Origin of the sequence: Actinomycetospora sp. CA-084318 (genome assembly GCF_050955885.1) — a bacterium.
Taxonomy (GTDB): Bacteria; Actinomycetota; Actinomycetes; order Mycobacteriales; family Pseudonocardiaceae; genus Actinomycetospora.
The window spans coordinates 2,663,677-2,680,671 of the sequence record NZ_CP192098.1; the positions used below are offsets into that span (position 1 = coordinate 2,663,677).

Below are 16,995 nucleotides of genomic sequence, written 5' to 3' on the forward strand. Positions count from 1 at the left end.
CGTGAGCGAGGAGTCGCTGGACCTCGACCTGCAGCGGGCGTCGGCCGCGTGGCCGCGCCCGGTGCGGGTCGAGCTCGTCCCGGCCGATCCCGGGTGGCCCGACGAGGCGGCGCGCTGGGCCGATCGCCTCGCCGGCGTGGGGGAGGTCCACCACGTCGGGGCGACCGCGGTGCCCGGCCTGCCGGCCCTCCCACGGCTCGACCTGCTCGTCCTCGTCGACGATCCCGACGACGAGGCGGTGCAGGTCGCGCTCGAGGCGCGCGACCTGTCGCCCCGCGGTTCCCACCTCTGGGTCCGGCCCGCCCTTCCCGACGACGGACCGTGCCCGACCGCCGTCGAGGTCCGCCTGCTGCGGGTCGGCGACGGGGCCGTCGAGCCCGTGCTCCGGTTCCGCGACCTGCTGCGCCGCGACCCGCAGGCCGCGCGGCGGTACACCGACGTGCGGCGTGGTCTGGCGGGGGAGTACGGCGATCTCGGTGACTACCGCCGCGCCAAGGGCCCGGTGATCACGGCGCTGCTCCGGGGCTGACCCGCTGGCCCGCTGGTCCGCCGACCCGCTGGCCCGCGAAGGTGACGTGGGGCAGGTCGGGGCGCTCGCCGGGCTGCGTGGTGTACACCTCGCGACGCGAGGGCCGCGGCGAACCGGCCACATCCGCCGTCGGGAAGGTCACAGACCCCGTGCGCGGGCCGTCAAGAGGACCGGAGCGGGCGTCAACGACGCGTCAACGCGCGCGTAGCCGGGTCGGGCCGGACGCAGGGTGGCGTCCGCACGGCGGCCCACCCCGAGGGCCGCCCTCACCGAACGGACGGCGGACGTGGCGGACCTCCTCTACGTGGGCCTGGTGATCGTGATGTTCGCGGTCCTGGTGCTCGCGGCGCGCGGGCTGGAGCGGTTGTGAGCGGGGTGGCCGGCGACGTGGTCGGCGGGCTCGTGGCGCTCGCGCTGCTGCTCTACCTCGTCGTGTCCCTGCTGCGCCCCGAGTGGTTCTGATGTCGGACACCGCAGCCGGGCTGCTGCAGCTGGTCGTCCTCCTGGTGCTCGTCGCGGCCGCCTGGCGTCCCCTCGGCGACTGGATGGCGCACGTCTACACCACCGAGAAGCACTGGCGCGTCGAGCGGGCGATCTACCGGGTCACCCGCGTCGACCCCGACTCCGACCAGCGCGCGGGCACCTACGCACTCGCGATCCTGGCCTTCTCCTTCGTCGGCGTCGTGCTGACCTACCTGATCCAGCGGCTGCAGGGTTTCCTGCCCTTCGACGCGACCGCGGCGGGGGAGAGCAAGGGCGCGGTCGACCCCTCGGTCGCGTTCAACACCGCGATCTCGTTCGTGACCAACACGAACTGGCAGTCCTACGTCCCCGAGACGACGATGGGCCACGTCGCGAACGCGGCGGCCCTCGGTGTGCAGAACTTCGTTTCCGCGGCCGTCGGCATGGCGGTGGCGGTCGCGCTGATCCGCGGCTTCGTCCGCTCCCGTAGCGGCCGCATCGGCAACGCCTGGGTGGACATCGTCCGCGGCACCGTCCGCGTCCTCGCGCCGATCGCGACCGTCCTCGCCGTCGTGCTCGTGGCGTGCGGGGTCGTGATGAGCTTCCGCACCGGGATCACGCTGACCGCGGCCGACGGCTCCACCCACGCCGCGGCGATCGCGCCCGTCGCCTCCCAGGAGGCGATCAAGGAGCTGGGCACCAACGGCGGCGGCATCCTCAACGCCAACTCGGCGCACCCGTTCGAGAACCCGAACGGCGTGTCCAACCTGCTCGAGATCCTCGCCATCCTGCTGATCCCCGTGTCGTTGACCCGGACGTTCGGACGGATGGTCGGGGACGTGCGGCAGGGCGTCTCGCTGCTCGCCGTCATGGCGACCCTGTGGGGCGGGATGCTCGCGGTGATCTGGGCGGCCGAGGCGCACGCCCCCGCCTTGACCGGCGGCGGGATGGAGGGCAAGGAGACCCGGTACGGGATTCCGTCCTCGGCCCTGTTCGCCGACACCACGACGGGGACGTCCACGGGCGCGGTGAACTCGCTGCACGACTCCTACACCGCGTTCGGGGGTGGCGGAACCCTGCTCAACATGCTGTTCGGGGAGCTCAGCCCCGGTGGCGTGGGGACCGGGCTCTACTCGATCCTCGTCATCGCGATCATCGCCGTGTTCCTCGCCGGCCTGATGGTCGGGCGGACCCCGGAGCTGCTCGGCAAGTCGCTCGGGCGCCGCGAGGTCACGTGCGCGGCGATCGTCGTGCTCGTGATGCCCGCCCTGGTGCTGCTCGGGACGGGGGCGGCGGTGGTGCTGCCCGGGACGTCGGACGCGATGACCAACAGCGGTCCGCACGGTCTGTCCGAGGTCCTCTACGCGTTCGCGTCGGCGGCCAACAACAACGGCTCGGCGTTCGGCGGGCTCACCGTCACCTCGCCGTTCTTCCAGATCGCGCTCGGCGCGGCGATGCTGTTCGGCCGCTTCCTGCCGATCCTCGCCGTCCTCGCCCTCGCGGGTCTGCTCTCGGCACAGCCGCGGCGCGCGGAGTCCGCCGGCACGTTGCGGACCGGCACGCCGCTGTTCGCGGGGCTCGTCACCGCGACCGTCGTGCTCGTCAGCGCCATCACCTTCCTGCCCGCCCTGGCCCTGAGCCCGATCGCCGAGGGCCTGACGGCGACCGCCCAGGTCTCCGCGCAGAACGGAGCGTCGCGATGACCTCCTCGGTCCTCACCCCGCCCTCCGGCACCGACACCCCGCAGGGTTCCGGCCGGGCCGTCCCGGCCGGTGCCTTCCGGCCGCGGGCCCTGCTCGAGGCGACCCCGCTCGCGCTGCGCAAGTTCGACCCGCGGGTCCAGCTCCGCAACCCGGTCATGTTCGTGGTGTGGGTCGGCTCGGTCGTCGTCACCGTGGCGGCCATCGTCGAGCCCAGCGTGTTCGCGTGGCTGGTCGCGGTCTGGCTCTGGTTCACCGTGCTGTTCGCCAACCTCGCCGAGGCCGTCGCCGAGGGCCGCGGCAAGGCCCAGGCCGACGCGCTGCGCCGCACCCGCACCGGGACGGTCGCGCGCCGCGAGGACGGCAGCGAGGTCCCGGCGACCGAGCTGCGCCCGGGCGACCGCGTGGTCGTCGAGGCGGGCATGACGATCCCCGGTGACGGCGACGTCGTCGAGGGCATCGCCACCGTCGACGAGTCCGCCATCACCGGTGAGTCCGCCCCGGTGGTCCGCGAGTCCGGCGGCGACCGGTCCGCGGTGACCGGGGGCACCACGGTGCTCTCCGACCGCATCGTCGTGCAGGTCACCGCGAAGCCGGGGGAGTCCTTCGTCGACCGCATGATCGCGCTGGTCGAGGGCGCGCAGCGGCAGAAGACGCCGAACGAGATCGCGTTGTCGATCCTGCTCTCGGCCCTGACGATCGTCTTCCTGCTCGCCGTGGTGACGCTGCAGCCGATGGCGGTCTACTCCGGCCGGCCGCAGTCGCTCGTCGTGCTGGTGGCCCTGCTGGTCTGCCTCATCCCGACGACGATCGGTGCGCTCCTCTCCGCCATCGGCATCGCCGGCATGGACCGGCTCGTGCAGCGCAACGTGCTCGCCACGTCCGGCCGCGCGGTCGAGGCGGCCGGGGACGTCTCCACGCTGCTGCTCGACAAGACCGGGACCATCACCTACGGCAACCGGCGCGCCACCGCGCTGCACCCGGTCGGCGTCGGCGACGACGAGCTCGCCCGGCTCGCCCGGCTCGCCTCGCTGGCCGACGGGACGCCCGAGGGGCGGTCGGTGGTCGAGCTGTGCGCGGAGCGCTTCGGCCTGCCCGCGGAGGCGTCCGCCGACGAGGCGCGCGCCGAGTTCGTACCGTTCTCCGCGACGACCCGGATGTCCGGGGTGGACGTCGCCGGACCCGACGGCACCACGACCGCCGTCCGGAAGGGTGCCGTGGCCTCGGTGCTCGCCTGGCTCGACGAGCACGGCGGGGTCGACCCGGCCGACGGCGAGCGGGTCCGCGCGATCGCCGAGGAAATCTCCTCGCGCGGCGGCACGCCGCTGGTGTGCGGGCAGGTGGCAGCGTCCCGCGCGACGTTGGGCGGGGCGATCGAGCTCTCCGACGTGGTCAAGCCCGGGATCGCCGAGCGCTTCGCCGACCTGCGGGCCATGGGCATCCGCACCGTGATGGTCACCGGCGACAACCCGGTGACGGCGAAGGCGATCGGCGAGCAGGCCGGCGTGGACGAGGTGCTCGCCGAGGCGACGCCCGAGGACAAGCTCGCGCTGATCCGACGCGAGCAGCGCGGCGGGCGGCTCGTCGCCATGACCGGGGACGGCACCAACGACGCGCCCGCGCTCGCGCAGGCCGACGTCGGCGTCGCGATGAACACCGGGACGACGGCGGCCAAGGAGGCCGGGTCGATGGTCGACCTGGACTCCGACCCGACCAAGCTCATCGGCATCGTCGAGGTGGGCAAGCAGCTGCTGGTCACCCGCGGCGCGCTCACCACGTTCTCGGTGGCCAACGACCTCGCGAAGTACTTCGCGATCCTGCCCGCGATGTTCGCCGCGCTGTACCCGCAGCTCGGCCTGCTCAACGTCATGGGCCTCGCGACCCCGCAGTCGGCGATCCTCTCCGCCGTCGTGTTCAACGCGCTGATCATCATCGCGCTCATCCCGCTGGCCCTGCGCGGCGTCCGCTTCCGGCCCGTGAGCTCCGAGCAGATGCTGCGCCGCAACCTGCTGATCTACGGCGTCGGCGGCGTGATCGTGCCGTTCCTCGCCATCCCCCTCATCGACCTCGTCGTCCGGCTGATCCCGGGGATCGGGTGACCTCATGACCAGCACACTGGACCAGACCCCCGACAACCTCCCCGACGCGCCCGAGGAGGTGCCCCGGACCCCCGTCCTGCGGGGGCTGGTGCGCCAGCTCGGACCGGCGGTCCGCCTCATGCTCGTCGCGACGCTCCTGCTCGGGGTCGTCTACCCCGCGGTGGTCTGGGGGATCAGCCGGGTGCCCGGGCTGTCCGGGCCGGCCGAGGGGTCGGTGACGGCGTCCGGCGCCTCGACGCTGATCGGGATCGACCCGGTCCCGGCGGACCCCGCCGCCGACCCGTGGTTCCACCTCCGGCCCTCGGCCTCGGCCCCGGAGACCGCCACGGCGGGGCTCGGCCCGGCCGACCCGTCGACCTCCGGCGGCTCGAACCTCGCCACCACGGCGTTGGACCTCGCGAAGGCCGTCGCGGAACGCCGGACCGCGATCGCGGCCCGCGAGGGCGTCACGCCCGCGCGGGTTCCCGACGACGCCGTCACCGCCTCCGCGTCCGGCCTCGACCCCGACATCAGCCCGGAGTACGCCGCGCTGCAGGTGCCCCGGGTGGCCCGGGTGACCGGACTGCCCGTGGCGCAGGTGCGCGAGCTGGTCGCGGACGCGACCGACGGGCGCGCCCTCGGGGTGCTGGGGGAGCCGACGGTGAACACGACCGAGCTGAACGCGGCGCTCGTGGCCGCCCGTCCGGGGCTGCGGTAACCGACGTTGTCGGGGGGTCGCGCCACAATGGACGACGTGGAGGACACCGCGCAGCGCGACGACCCCCGGCCCGCGGGCCGGGAGTCGGTGCGCAGCGACCCCACTCGGGGTGAGCTGCGGATCCACCTCGGGGCGGCGCCGGGCGTCGGGAAGACCTACGCGGCGCTCTGCGAGGCGCGGCGGCGGCTCGACCGGGGGACCGACGTCGTCGTGGGGCTCGTCGAGACGCACGGGCGGGCCCGCACCGCCGATCTGCTCGAGGGGCTGGAGGTCCTGCCGCGGCGGACCGTCACGCACCGGGGCACCACGCTCGCCGAGCTCGACGTGGAGGCCGTGCTCGCCCGCGCGCCCGAGGTCGTCGTGGTCGACGAGCTGGCGCACACCAACGCGCCGGGCAGCCGGCACGCGCGGCGCTACTCCGACGTCGAGGAGATCCTCGCGGCGGGCATCGACGTCATCTCGACGGTGAACGTGCAGCACCTGGAGTCGCTGCACGACGTCGTGGAGCGGATCACCGGCACGCGGCAGCAGGAGACGGTGCCCGACGAGGTGGTCCGCGCCGCCGAGCAGGTGGAGCTCGTCGACATCACCCCGGAGGCGCTGCGCCGGCGGCTGGCGCACGGCAACGTCTACCCGGCGGAGCGGATCGACGCATCCCTGGCGCACTACTTCCGCACCGGGAACCTCATCGCGCTGCGCGAGCTCGCCCTGCTCTGGGTCGCCGACCAGGTGGACGTCGCGCTGCGGCGCTACCGGGCCGACGAGCAGATCGACGAGGTGTGGGAGGCCCGCGAGCGGGTGGTCGTGGCGGTGACCGGTGGGCCGGAGAGCCTCACGGTGCTGCGCCGCGCCGCGCGGATCGCCCGGCGCGCGGGGGCGGCCGACCTGCTGTGCGTGCAGGTGCTGCGCGGTGACGGCGTGGCCACGCGGGACACGGGCCGCTGGCGCGACCTGCGCCGGCTCGCGAAGGAGGTCGGGGCCTCGTTCCACACGGTGGTCGGCGACGACGTCGCCACGGCGCTGCTCGACTTCGCCCGCGGCGCCAACGCCACGCAGCTCGTCCTCGGCACGTCCCGCCGCTCGCGCCTGGCCCGGCTCGTCGACCCCGGCATCGGGGCCCGTGCCGTCGCGGCGTCCGGCCCGATCGACGTGCACCTCGTCTCGCACGTCGAGACCCGGGACGACGGGCAGGACGACGACGCCCGCCGGTGGCCGCGGCTCGGGCAGCTGGTGCGCGGCCGACGGGCGGCCCGTGGCTGGCCCGCGGCGATCGTGCTGCCGATTCTGGCCACCTGCTTCGGGTGGTTGTTCCCCGCGGTCGGGCTCTCCACCGACACCGTGGCGTTCTTCCTCGCCACGGTGCTCACCGCGATCATCGGCGGCCTGGTGCCCGCGGTGGTGGCCGCGCTGTTCGGCGGGGCGCTGCTCAACTTCTTCTTCACCCCGCCGCTCTACACCTTCACCGTCGGCCGCTTCGAGGACCTCGTGGCGGTGACGATGATGCTGCTGATCGCCGTGCTGGTGGCCGCCGTGGTCGACCGGGCCGACCGGCGCGCCGCCCAGGCCGCGCAGGCCCGCGCCGAGGCCACCCTCCTCGCGTCGTTCGCGCGGGTGGTCATCTCCCGGTCGGACCCGCTGCCGCGGCTGCTCGAGCGGGTGCGCGAGGCGTTCGGGTTCACCTCGGTCGCCGTGCTGGAGCGGGGCCCGAAGTCGTCGTGGGCGGTGATCGCGCGGACGCCGGAGGGACCGCCCGACGACGCGGTGCCGGGCGGCGGCGACCCCGCCGAGGCGGACGCCGACGTCGAGATCGACGAGGGTTCGCACCTCGTCGGGTGCGGGCGCACCCTCACCGCGGCGGAGAACCGGCTGTTCGCCGCGGTCGCGGGCCCGGCCCTGCTCGCGCTGCGCAACCGGCGGATCAGCGCGGAGGCGGTCGACGCGGCCCGGCGGGCGGAGGCGAGCGGTCTGCGGACGGCGCTGCTCTCCGCGGTGGGACACGACCTCCGGACGCCGCTCTCGGCGATCAAGGCCGCGGTGTCGAGCCTGCGCGACCCCGAGCTGGCGCTCGACCCCGGCGACCGCGAGGAGCTGCTCGCCACCGTGGAGGAGTCCGGCGACCGGCTGGTCGCGCTCGTCGACAACCTGCTCGACTCCTCCCGGCTGGCCACCGGCGCGGTGACCCCGCACCGCACCACCGTGGGCGTGGCGGAGATCGTCGATGCCGCCGTCGCCGCCCTGCCGACCGCCGAGGTCCGCGACCGCGTGGAGATCCGGCCGTCGCCGCCGGGGGAGTCCGACGAGGTCGTCGCCGACCCCGGGCTGGCCGAGCGCATCGTGGCCAACCTCGTGGACAACGCGGTGCGCCACGGGGGCGACGGGCCGGTGTCCCTGCGGACCAGCGCCCACGCCGACCGGGTGGAGCTGCGGGTGGTCGACCGGGGGCCGGGCGTGGCCCGCGACGCCGAGATGTTCACCGCCTTCCAGCACCTCGGCGACCACGACTCGTCCGGCACGGCGGGCGGACTCGGACTCGGGCTGCACGTGGCGCGGGGCTTCGCGAAGGCGATGGGCGGCACGCTCGAGCCGGAGGAGACGCCGGGCGGCGGGCTGACGATGGTGCTCTCGTTGCCCCGGGCGCAGGCGTCGCGCACGGTGCGGCCCGTCGTGGCAGGAGCCGCCTCGTGAGCCGCGTCCTGGTCGTCGACGACGACCCCCACCTGCTGCGCACCCTGCGGATCAACCTGACCGCGCACGGCCACACCGTGGTGCCGGTGGCCACCGGGGCGGGCGCGCTGCGCGCGGCCGCCGACCGACCGGCGCCCGACGTCGTGGTGCTCGACCTCGGCCTGCCCGACATCCCGGGCCTCGAGGTGCTCGAGGGCATCCGCGGGTGGAGCGCGATGCCGGTGATCGTGCTGTCCGCCCGCACCGACGCGAGCGACAAGGTGGCCGCCCTCGACGGTGGCGCCGACGACTACGTGACCAAGCCGTTCGGCATGCCGGAGCTGCTCGCGCGCATCCGGGCAGCGGTGCGCCGAGCGGCCACCGTGCCCGGGGAGGGGGAGCCGCGGGTCACCACGCCCGACTTCGAGGTGGACCTCGTCGCGAAGAAGGTGGTGCGCGGCGGGGCGGAGGTGCACCTGTCGCCGACGGAGTGGGGCGTGCTGGAGCACCTGGTGCGCCACCCGGGGATGCTCGTCACGCAGCAGCAGTTGCTGCAGGAGGTGTGGGGCCCGCAGTACGGCACCGAGGGGCACTACCTGCGCGTGTACCTCGGGCACCTGCGGCGCAAGCTCGAGCCCGAGCCCTCCCGGCCGCGCTACCTCATCACCGAGCCCGGACGGGGCTACCGGTTCGAACCGACGGGCTGAACCGTTCCCGGAGCCTGCCCGTCCGGCGCCCGACGATGTTGGATCGGGGTTGTCCGCGGACGGAGGTGGCGACGATGCCCGTGACGACGGCCGGCGAGGTCGAGCGCACGTTCGAGGGGTCGGGGATCGAGGCGCTGGACGCCGCCCAGGTGCGCGACGTCCTCGGCCACCACGTCCCCGGGGAGCCGGAGGAACGGCTGCAGGAGGCGGTCTACCTCGACACGCAGGACCGGGCGCTGCACCGTGACCGCGTCGCCTTCCGGCGCCGGACGGGCGGCCCGGACGACGGGTGGCACGTCAAGCTGCCCGCCGCCGGCGACCGGCGCGAGGAACTGCGCGCGCCGCTCACCCCGGACGGGTCCGCTCCGCCGGCCGGGATCGCGGCGATGGTGCGGGCGTCCGCGCGGGGTCGCCCGCTCGTCCCGGTGGCCGAGCTGCTGACCCGGCGGCGCGCGTGGGAGGCCACCGACGAGCGGGGCCGGGTGGTGGCCGAGCTGGTGGTCGACGAGGTCACGGCCCGCACGCTCGACGGCGGCGGCGGGGGCGACCTGCAGGCCTGGCAGGAGATCGAGGTCGAGCTCGGACCGGCCGCCCCCGACGGGTTCCTCGACGTGGTGGAGAAGCGGCTCGCGGCGCTGGGGATCCGGCGGTCGGCCAGTGCGTCGAAGGTCGGCCGGGTGCTCGGTGACCGGCCGGCCGACCCGATGCCACCGGAGGACAGCGCCGCCGGGGTGGTGCTGGGCTACCTCGCCGGGCAGGCCCGCACGCTGCGCGGCTGGGACCCGCTGGTCCGGCTCGACCGCGAGGACGCGGTGCACCAGATGCGGGTGGCGGCGCGCCGGCTGCGCAGCGCGCTGCAGGGCTTCGGGCGCGTGCTCGACCGGGAGCGGACGCGGCCGCTGACCGACGAGCTGCGCTGGCTCGCGGGCGAGCTCGCCCCGGCCCGCGACACCGAGGTCATGCTGGCCCGCCTGCAGGAGCTGCTCGCGGAGGTGCCGACGACGCTCGTCGTCGGACCGGTCGCGGCGGAGGTGGCCCAGGCGTTCACGCGCCGCGCGGCCGCGGCCCGGGAGCAGGTGCTCGAGGCGCTCGATTCGCAGCGCTACGTCGCGCTGCTCGAGGCACTCGACGCCCTGCTCGCCGACCCGCCGCTGACCGCCCGCGCGGCCCGGCCCGCGCGCCGGCTCCTCCCGCGGGAGGTCGACCGGGCGCACCGGAAGGTGGTGGCCGCGATGGCGGACGCGGACCGGTACCCCCGCGGCCCCGAGCGCGACGAGGCGCTGCACGAGACGCGGAAGAAGGCCAAGCGGCTGCGGTACGCGAACGAGCTGGCCCAGCCGGTGCTGGGGAAGCCGGCGCGTCGGCTGAAGCGACGGATGAAGATCGTCCAGGAACTGCTCGGCGTGCACCAGGACGCGGCGGTGACCCGCGCGACGCTGCTGGAGCTCGCGGGCGGGGGCGACCGCCGCGAGGTCGCCCACGACTTCACCCTGGGCGTCCTGTACGCCTCGGAGGTCGCGCGTGCCCACGACGCGGAGGACCGGCTGCCCGCGGTCTGGGCGAAGGTGCCGCCGCCGGGCCGGTGAGCGGGACGGCCCCGGGCGCGCGACGATCACGGCCGGCCGCGGAGGGGCACGGCTCCCGGCCCGGGCGGAGTGCCGGACCGGGAGCCGCGCAACCCGGCGACCGTGCGGGGGGTGGCCGGTCGCCGGGGTCCGGGTCAGCCGGGGACCGGTCCGGGGCGGCGGGGGAGGGCCGCGTCGCGGTCGGCGGAGGGCCACTGCAGGCCGGTCACCCGCTCGGCGGCCTCGGAGAGCAGGAACCGCACGGCGTGGGCGGTGTCGACGTCGTCCTGGTCGGAGCCGACGGCATTGACGCGGACGCCGTCGTCGCCGAGCCACCGGGCGAGGACCGGGGCCTGCTCGGTCCCGTCGCCCACGAGGACGACGGCCGCGTGCCGCGAGGCGCGCAGCGGAGCCCGGGCCGCCCGCAGGATCGTCACGATCTCGTCCTCGGAGCGACCGACGGCGACGATGCCGTCGAGCACGCCGCGGTCGGCCACCACCGCGGCCACCGTCCGACGCACCAGCTCGGCGCACGCACCGGGCGTGAGCGGGCGGAACGAGACCGGCGACAGCGGGCCCCCGTGCCGTCGGCGCGCCTCCTGCCCGGCCTCGGCGTCCTCGTCGAGCAGTTCGACGCTCGCGCCGCCCGTCACCAGGGCGTCGACGATCGCGCCGCCGGGTCCCCCGGACCCCCCGACGACGAGCACGACCCGTCCGTCAATGTCCCCCATGGCCTTGCTCCGTCCCCGCGCTCGGGTGCACGGTCGCGATGCGTGATCGTTCAACGCTATGCCTTCGGCATCAGAGTGAAAACACCGCCGACGCACCGTATGTCCAGATCACGTAGGGCTGTGGCTTCCGCTCAAGGAAACCTCTGTTGCATCGTGAGGTCTCCGCGCCGCGAGACGGTCCGGTTCGCGTTTCCGACGTGGGCAATACCAGCGCGGCCAATCAGTCGAGCGGTACCGCATCGGAGCGGTAGGAGCCGTTCGGGGGCCGACGTCAGTTCCTGGGCCCGATCACGACGACCTCGCCCGGCACGGGCGGGGTGGCGAGCGCCGCCGGTGCATCGTCCAGGCCGATCCGCCGGGTGACGAGGCGGGCGGGGTCGAGCCGCCCCGTCGTCACGAGGCCCATCAGGGCCGGGTAGTCGGCGGCGGCCATGCCGTGGCTGCCGAGGACGGCGAGCTCACGGGCGATCATCGCGGGCACCGGCACCACGGGGTCGGCCGCGAGGAGCCCGACCTGCACGAGCGTTCCGCCGCGGCGCAGTGCCCGCACGCCCGTCGTCAGGGACTCCGGTCGCCCGGCGGCCTCGATCGCGACGTCGACGCCGTCGTCGGGAACGTCCGCCGGGTCGATCGCGGCACCCGCCCCGAGGTCGAGGGCGCGGGCCCTGGCCGCGGGGGCGGGGTCCGCGACGGTGACCTCGGCGCCGAGCACGCCCGCGACCAGCACGGCCGCGAGACCGACGCCGCCCCCGCCGAGGACGAGCACCCGGTCGCCGGCCCGGACCCGCGCGCGGTCGACGACGGCGCGGTAGGCCGTCGCGACCCGGCACCCGAGCAGCGCCGCGCCGCCGGCGTCGAGGTCCTCGGGCACCCCGACGACGTTGGTGTCGGCGTGCCGCAGGGCGACCAGCTCGGCGAACGACCCGTCGTGGGTGAACCCGGGCTGGGACTGGTCCGGACAGACCTGGGCGCGCCCGGCGGCGCACTCCGCGCACCGCCCGCAGCCCTCGACGAACGGGGTGAGCACCCGCTCGCCCACCCGGACGCGACGGACCTCCGCACCGACCGCCACCACCCTCCCGACCAGCTCGTGGCCGGGCACCAGGGGCAGCACCACCCCGCCGTCGTGACCCCGCCAGGCGAAGCGGTCGCTCGCGCACAGCCCGGTCGCCTCGACCGCCACCACCACACCGTGCGGGTCCGGGACCGGGTCCGGCCGCTCGACGACGGCGGGCTCGGCCCCGAACTCGGTGATCACCACGGCACGCACGGGCGCATGGTCTCAGGCGGCGGACGCCGTCCGGAGCGGCGTGACCGTGGTGCCGTGGCGCGCGACGATCTCGTCGGCGATCCAGGCGTAGTCGGCCGGGTCGACCGGGAGCAGCCACTCCCGCAGCCGCTGGAGACCGCGCACCGGGGTGCCGAGGTCGTCGAGCATCTCGTCGATGTTGTGCAGCGAGAACGGGATGATGTTCGTGCCGCGGGCGTGCTTGCCCTCGGTGCGCTCCTCCATCCACGCGAGGCGGCGGGCGATGTGGGCGCGCTGCTCGGCGGGCGCGGGCAGGTCCAGGCCGCCGGCCAGCCGCGCGGCGATCCACAGCGCGGCGACCTCGGCCGAGAGCGGACTGAAGAACGAGGAGTTGTAGCCGCAGAAGGACAGCTCGGGCACGTCGACCGGCTGGATCTGGCGGTAGAGCTCGAAGTTCCCGCGGTCGTCGGTGATCCGCGCCTGCAGCTCCTCGGACAGGAACGGCACGCGCTGGTGGAAGCCGGTGCCGCAGACGACGACGTCGGCGGGGATCGAGCTGCCGTCGGTGAGCACCGCACGGCCGGCCTCGAGCCGGGCGATCTGGGTGTCCCGCCGGACGACGATCTCGCCCGCCGCGACCTTCTCGTAGAACCCCTCGGTGACCAGCGAGACCGTCGACCGCGCGATCGCCTCGAGCGTTCCCGGCGGGCGCAGGCCGAGCTTCTCCAGGCCGCACTGGCGCAGGATCAGCGACTGCACGGAGCCGAGCATCGAGTTGCGGACCGGCCGGCCCGGACCGTGCAGGAACTTCTCGAAGCCGGCGAGCTCGACGTAGCGGAACAGCGCCTCGCCCATCCGGGAGAGCATCAGGTACTTGTAGTTCAGCACCCCGGCGAACATCTTCGGCAGCTTCCAGAGCAGCTCCCGGGCGACCACGGTCGTCGTCGCCGAGACCTCGTCGAGCGCGCAGGCGATGTCGCAGGCGGACTTGCCGTAGCCGACCACCACCACGTGCTTGCCCGCGGCGTCGTCGAGGACGTTGAAGTCGGACGCGGCGTCGACGCGCCCGCCCGCGGCGGTGAACTCCTCGGCGCCCGCGAAGTCGGGCACGGCGGCCTCGGAGAAGATGCCGTTCGCGACGACGAGGTGGTCGAACGTCTCGCTGCCCGCGGACGTCGTCACGGTCCACGAGCCGTCGGCGAGGTCGGCGCTGATCACCTCGGTGTCCAGCCGCAGGTACGGCTCCAGCCCGAAGTGGCGCGCGTAGTCGGCGAGGTAGGCCTGGACCTGGGCGCCGCTGGGCCACTCCGGGTAGTCCGCGGGCATCGGGAAGTCCGAGAGGCAGTACGTGTCCTTGCCGTTCTGCGTGGTCACGCCCGGGTAGCGGCGGCTGGCACTCCACACCCCGCCGACGTCCGGGGCCTTCTCGAACACGGTGACGTCGTGGCCGACGGCCCGGAGGACCTTGGCCGAGGACAGGCCGGCGAACCCGGCGCCGACGATCGCGATCTTCATCTCTCAGGACTCCTCGGTGGCGGTAGCGAGCTGCGGGATGGCGGGCACGGCGCGCTCGGGTCCGGTCGCCGAGTAGCCGCCGTCGACGGCCCAGTCGGCGCCCGTGACCGCGGACGCGGCGTCGGAGAGCAGGAAGGCGACGACGGCGCCGACCTCGTCGGGGTCGGCGACGCGCCCGGTGAGGTGGAAGGGGGCGGCGACGCGGTCGGTGTGCGCACGGTCGCCGCCGGAGAGCGAGTCCATGATCTTCGACCAGGTCCAGCCCGGGGAGACCGAGTTGACCCGGATGCCGTCGGGCGCGAGGTCCATCGCCATCGAGCGGGTCAGCTGCACGACGGCGGCCTTGGACGCCGGGTAGACCCAGCGGCCGGTCTGCGCGACCTTCGAGGAGATCGACCCGAAGTTGACGACGGCACCCCGCGCGGCGCGCAGGTGCCCGAGCGCGGCCTGCACGACGACGACGGCGCTGACCAGGTTGACGTCGAGGGCGGCGAGCCAGTCGGCGCGCGTGGTGGCGAGGCCGTCGTCGAGGTAGCTGCAGGCGAGGTTGACCACGCCGTGCAGGCCACCGTGCTCGGCGACCACGGCGGCGACGGTGGCCCGGACGGCGGCGTCGTCGGTGAGGTCGGTGGCGTGGAAGGTGACGCCGGCGTCGTCGAGCAGCGGCTTGGCGCCGTCGGCGTCGACGTCCGCGATCGCCACCCGGGCACCCGCCGTGCGGAGCTCGCGGATCACACCGTGGCCCAGAAGTGTCGATCCGCCGGTCACGAGAATCGTGCGTCCGTCGAGTTCGGTCATGGCGGGGAACAGTAGGAATTGCCTAGCGCATCGACTATCCTCGTCACGCGGACGCTATCCCGCTGACGCGTCCCGGGAGGTAGATCGTGACGACGATGCAGGTCAGCGCCCCGCTGGCGGCCCACCGCCAGGTGGACTCCCCGGACCTCGACGAGGCCCGCGAGCGGGTCACCGAGGTGTTCTGCCCGCACGACCTGCGTCCGGAAGATCGTTCCGGCGAGCACCGCGTGTGTTTCAGCTCGGTGAATTTCGGCGCGGTCGGGCTCAACTACCTCTCCTACGGCGCGCCGGTGCGGATCTCTCCCGAACCGTTCGAGTCGTTCGTCCTGGTGCAGATCCCGCTCGCGGGTCGGGCTCGGGTGCGCTCCGGGGGCGAGGAGATCGTCTCCGACCCGACGACGGCGTCGGTGCCGGACCCGGATGCCCCCGTCGACATGTCGTGGGGGGACGGCAACGCCCAGCTGATCGTGCGGATGGACCGGACCGCGCTCGAGCGCCAGGCCGCCCTGCTCGGCTACGTGCAGGGGGTGCGCCTGCCGCTCGCGATGGACCTCACGACCCCGGCGGCGCGCTCCTGGCGCCAGACCCTGGACCTGCTGCGGACCGACGCCGAGCACGACGGCCGCCTCGACCACCCCACGCTGCGCCCGCAGGTCGAGCAGATGGTGCTCTCCGGGCTGCTGCTCGCGCACGCCCCGGCCGCGCCGGAGGCGTCGTCGGGAACGCCGGTGCCGCGCCTGATCCGCAAGGCCGACGACCTCATCGTCGCCCACGCCCGCGAACCGCTGACGGTGGAGGACGTGGCCGAGTGCGTCGGTCTCTCGGTGCGGGCGCTGCAGGAGGGGTTCCGGCGGCACCTGGACACCACGCCGACCGAGCGGCTCCGCCAGGTGCGCCTCGCCGGCGCGCACGCGGAGCTCGAGGCGGCCGACCCGGCGACGACCAGCGTGTCCGCCGTGGCCAGCGACTGGGGCTTCACCCACCTCGGCCGCTTCTCGATCGCCCACCGGCAGCGGTACGGGTGCTCGCCGTCGGAGGTGCTGCGCATGTGAGCACTTTCCGTGGCTCCGACCACGGAAAGTGCTCACATGCGCGTCAGCGCACCCGCACCCCGAGCCGCTCCAGGCGCGGGAAGACCTCCTGGGCGACGTAGGGCAGCTCGGCGAGGTAGTCGAGAAACGCGAGGGTCATGCCCGAGAACCCGGCCTTCGCGTAGCGCGCGATCTCGGCGGCCACGTCGTCGGGCGTGCCGACGAGGGGCACGCTGCCGTGGCCGGCGGCGAACCGGGAGCGGAAGGTCGCGAGCATCTCCGGCGTGAACGACTGCGCGTGCAGGCCCTGCAGGGCCATGAGGTTGTCGACGGCCGCCCAGTCCGCACCCTCCTCGGCGTAGTGGTGCAGCGCGTCGTCGGCCTCGGCGCGGGTCGGCCGGCAGACGACGTGGCCGAGGGTGAGCACGCCCATCGAGCGGCCGTACTGCTCGCGCGCGGTGGCGCGGACGGCGTCGACGATCCCGGCGCCGTCCTCCGGCCCGGCGACCACGGTGAACGCGAGGTCGGCGTTGCGGGCGGCGAACCCGCGGCCCTGCCCGGAGGAGCCGGCGTTGAGCACCGGCAGCGTGCCGTGCACCGGCTTGGGCTCGCCCTCGAGGCCGACGAGGTCGAAGTACTCGCCGTGGTGGTCGAAGCGCCCCGGGGTCGTCCAGAGCTTCCGGACGACGTCCCACCACTCCTGGGCCCGGGCGTAGCGGGCGTCGTGGTCGGCGGGCAGGTCGACCCCCATCGCGTCGTACTCGGGCTTGTTCCACCCGGCGACGATGTTGATGCCGGCCCGGCCGCCGCCGATGCGGTCGACGGTGGCGAGCTGCTTCGCGGTGACCACCGGGTGGTTGAACGCCGTGTGCACGGTGGAGAAGACGTGGATGTCCTTCGTGCGCGCGAGCAGCCCCGCCGCCCACGGCACCGGCTCGAGGACGCCCTCGTGGAAGTTCGTCTCGCCGCCGTAGCCGATGAATCGGGCGATCGGGAGCAGGAAGTCGACCCCGACCTCGTCGGCCAGGACCGCGAGCGCCAGGTTGTCCTCCCAGCTGCCCGACCAGCGCTCGGGGACCTTGGTGACGGCGAGCCCGGAGGAGCAGTTGGGGGAGAACAGTCCCAGCAGGAAGTGGTCGGAATCGTTCCGCAGCATGCTCTTCGCCTTCCTGTCGCGATCGTCGGACGTCCGCTCCGTTGCGGGTCCGGGGTGCTCCTGGGAGCGCGCCTCGCCGAGTGGGACGTGGG

General features: G+C 74.6%; 15 protein-coding genes. 10 read left to right on the plus strand and 5 right to left on the minus strand.

Annotated elements, in window-relative coordinates; all coding sequences use genetic code 11:
- The first annotated feature begins 1 nt into the window (after window position 1).
- From ACQPYX_RS12980 to ACQPYX_RS13020, 9 genes are all read left to right on the plus strand, one after another.
- The gene (locus tag ACQPYX_RS12980) at window positions 2-529 is read left to right on the plus strand and encodes a GrpB family protein (protein WP_433803325.1); all 528 of its coding nucleotides are present in this window, start codon (window positions 2-4) and stop codon (window positions 527-529) included.
- A gap of 229 nt (window positions 530-758) precedes the next feature.
- Window positions 759-899, plus strand: coding sequence for a hypothetical protein (locus ACQPYX_RS12985; protein WP_433803326.1), 141 nt, complete (start codon window positions 759-761; stop codon window positions 897-899).
- Window positions 896-991: a K(+)-transporting ATPase subunit F gene (gene kdpF / locus ACQPYX_RS12990; protein WP_179792835.1), complete on the plus strand. Its 96-nt coding sequence runs from the start codon at window positions 896-898 to the stop codon at window positions 989-991. Before ACQPYX_RS12985 ends, kdpF begins: the two co-directional genes overlap by 4 nt.
- Window positions 991-2,694, plus strand: a complete 1,704-nt coding sequence (gene kdpA / locus ACQPYX_RS12995; protein ID WP_433803327.1) for a potassium-transporting ATPase subunit KdpA — start codon at window positions 991-993, stop codon at window positions 2,692-2,694. Before kdpF ends, kdpA begins: the two co-directional genes overlap by 1 nt.
- The gene (gene kdpB / locus ACQPYX_RS13000; protein WP_433803328.1) at window positions 2,691-4,790 is read left to right on the plus strand and encodes a potassium-transporting ATPase subunit KdpB; all 2,100 of its coding nucleotides are present in this window, start codon (window positions 2,691-2,693) and stop codon (window positions 4,788-4,790) included. Before kdpA ends, kdpB begins: the two co-directional genes overlap by 4 nt.
- Window positions 4,791-4,794: 4 nt before the next feature.
- Window positions 4,795-5,487, plus strand: a complete 693-nt coding sequence (locus ACQPYX_RS13005) for a potassium-transporting ATPase subunit C (protein ID WP_433803329.1) — start codon at window positions 4,795-4,797, stop codon at window positions 5,485-5,487.
- Between the two features lie 27 nt (window positions 5,488-5,514).
- A complete protein-coding gene (locus ACQPYX_RS13010; protein WP_433803330.1) occupies window positions 5,515-8,172 on the plus strand; it encodes a DUF4118 domain-containing protein in 2,658 nt (885 codons plus the stop codon).
- Window positions 8,169-8,858, plus strand: a complete 690-nt coding sequence (locus ACQPYX_RS13015; protein WP_433803331.1) for a response regulator — start codon at window positions 8,169-8,171, stop codon at window positions 8,856-8,858. The genes ACQPYX_RS13010 and ACQPYX_RS13015 overlap by 4 nt, the downstream gene beginning before the upstream one ends.
- Before the next feature lie 74 nt (window positions 8,859-8,932).
- On the plus strand, window positions 8,933-10,444 hold the full coding sequence (locus ACQPYX_RS13020) for a CHAD domain-containing protein (protein ID WP_433803332.1): 1,512 nt from the start codon (window positions 8,933-8,935) through the stop codon (window positions 10,442-10,444).
- Window positions 10,445-10,578: 134 nt separating this feature from the next.
- Here ACQPYX_RS13020 and ACQPYX_RS13025 read toward each other — a convergent pair whose 3' ends face one another.
- The 4 genes from ACQPYX_RS13025 to ACQPYX_RS13040 form a co-directional block, all read right to left on the minus strand.
- Window positions 10,579-11,154, minus strand: coding sequence for a hypothetical protein (locus ACQPYX_RS13025; RefSeq protein ID WP_433803333.1), 576 nt, complete (start codon window positions 11,152-11,154; stop codon window positions 10,579-10,581).
- 271 nt (window positions 11,155-11,425) lie between these two features.
- Window positions 11,426-12,424 carry an alcohol dehydrogenase catalytic domain-containing protein gene (locus tag ACQPYX_RS13030; protein WP_433803334.1) on the minus strand — a complete coding sequence of 333 codons (999 nt, stop codon included), beginning with the start codon at window positions 12,422-12,424 and terminating at the stop codon, window positions 11,426-11,428.
- Window positions 12,425-12,436: 12 nt separating this feature from the next.
- Window positions 12,437-13,918, minus strand: coding sequence for a flavin-containing monooxygenase (locus ACQPYX_RS13035; protein WP_433803335.1), 1,482 nt, complete (start codon window positions 13,916-13,918; stop codon window positions 12,437-12,439).
- Between the two features lie 3 nt (window positions 13,919-13,921).
- Window positions 13,922-14,716, minus strand: a complete 795-nt coding sequence (locus ACQPYX_RS13040; RefSeq protein ID WP_433803336.1) for an SDR family oxidoreductase — start codon at window positions 14,714-14,716, stop codon at window positions 13,922-13,924.
- Window positions 14,717-14,811: 95 nt separating this feature from the next.
- On the opposite strand from ACQPYX_RS13040, the gene ACQPYX_RS13045 reads away from it, so the two are divergent.
- On the plus strand, window positions 14,812-15,768 hold the full coding sequence (locus ACQPYX_RS13045; RefSeq protein WP_433803713.1) for an AraC family transcriptional regulator: 957 nt from the start codon (window positions 14,812-14,814) through the stop codon (window positions 15,766-15,768).
- A gap of 43 nt (window positions 15,769-15,811) precedes the next feature.
- Here the strand turns inward: ACQPYX_RS13045 and ACQPYX_RS13050 are convergent, their stop codons facing one another.
- A complete protein-coding gene (locus ACQPYX_RS13050) occupies window positions 15,812-16,903 on the minus strand; it encodes an LLM class flavin-dependent oxidoreductase (RefSeq protein ID WP_433803337.1) in 1,092 nt (363 codons plus the stop codon).
- Window positions 16,904-16,995: the final 92 nt, after the last annotated feature.

Bases quoted from the DNA above. Each gene is read 5' to 3' on its own strand.
- ACQPYX_RS13010 (WP_433803330.1), top strand. From the start codon at position 5,515: ATGGACGACGTGGAGGACACCGCGCAGCGCGACGACCCCCGGCCCGCG.
- ACQPYX_RS13005 (WP_433803329.1), top strand. From the start codon at position 4,795: ATGACCAGCACACTGGACCAGACCCCCGACAACCTCCCCGACGCGCCC.
- ACQPYX_RS13045 (WP_433803713.1), top strand. From the start codon at position 14,812: ATGCAGGTCAGCGCCCCGCTGGCGGCCCACCGCCAGGTGGACTCCCCG.
- ACQPYX_RS13020 (WP_433803332.1), top strand. From the start codon at position 8,933: ATGCCCGTGACGACGGCCGGCGAGGTCGAGCGCACGTTCGAGGGGTCG.
- kdpB (WP_433803328.1), top strand. From the start codon at position 2,691: ATGACCTCCTCGGTCCTCACCCCGCCCTCCGGCACCGACACCCCGCAG.
- ACQPYX_RS13040 (WP_433803336.1), bottom strand. From the start codon at position 14,716: ATGACCGAACTCGACGGACGCACGATTCTCGTGACCGGCGGATCGACA.
- ACQPYX_RS13035 (WP_433803335.1), bottom strand. From the start codon at position 13,918: ATGAAGATCGCGATCGTCGGCGCCGGGTTCGCCGGCCTGTCCTCGGCC.
- kdpA (WP_433803327.1), top strand. From the start codon at position 991: ATGTCGGACACCGCAGCCGGGCTGCTGCAGCTGGTCGTCCTCCTGGTG.
- ACQPYX_RS13050 (WP_433803337.1), bottom strand. From the start codon at position 16,903: ATGCTGCGGAACGATTCCGACCACTTCCTGCTGGGACTGTTCTCCCCC.
- ACQPYX_RS13025 (WP_433803333.1), bottom strand. From the start codon at position 11,154: ATGGGGGACATTGACGGACGGGTCGTGCTCGTCGTCGGGGGGTCCGGG.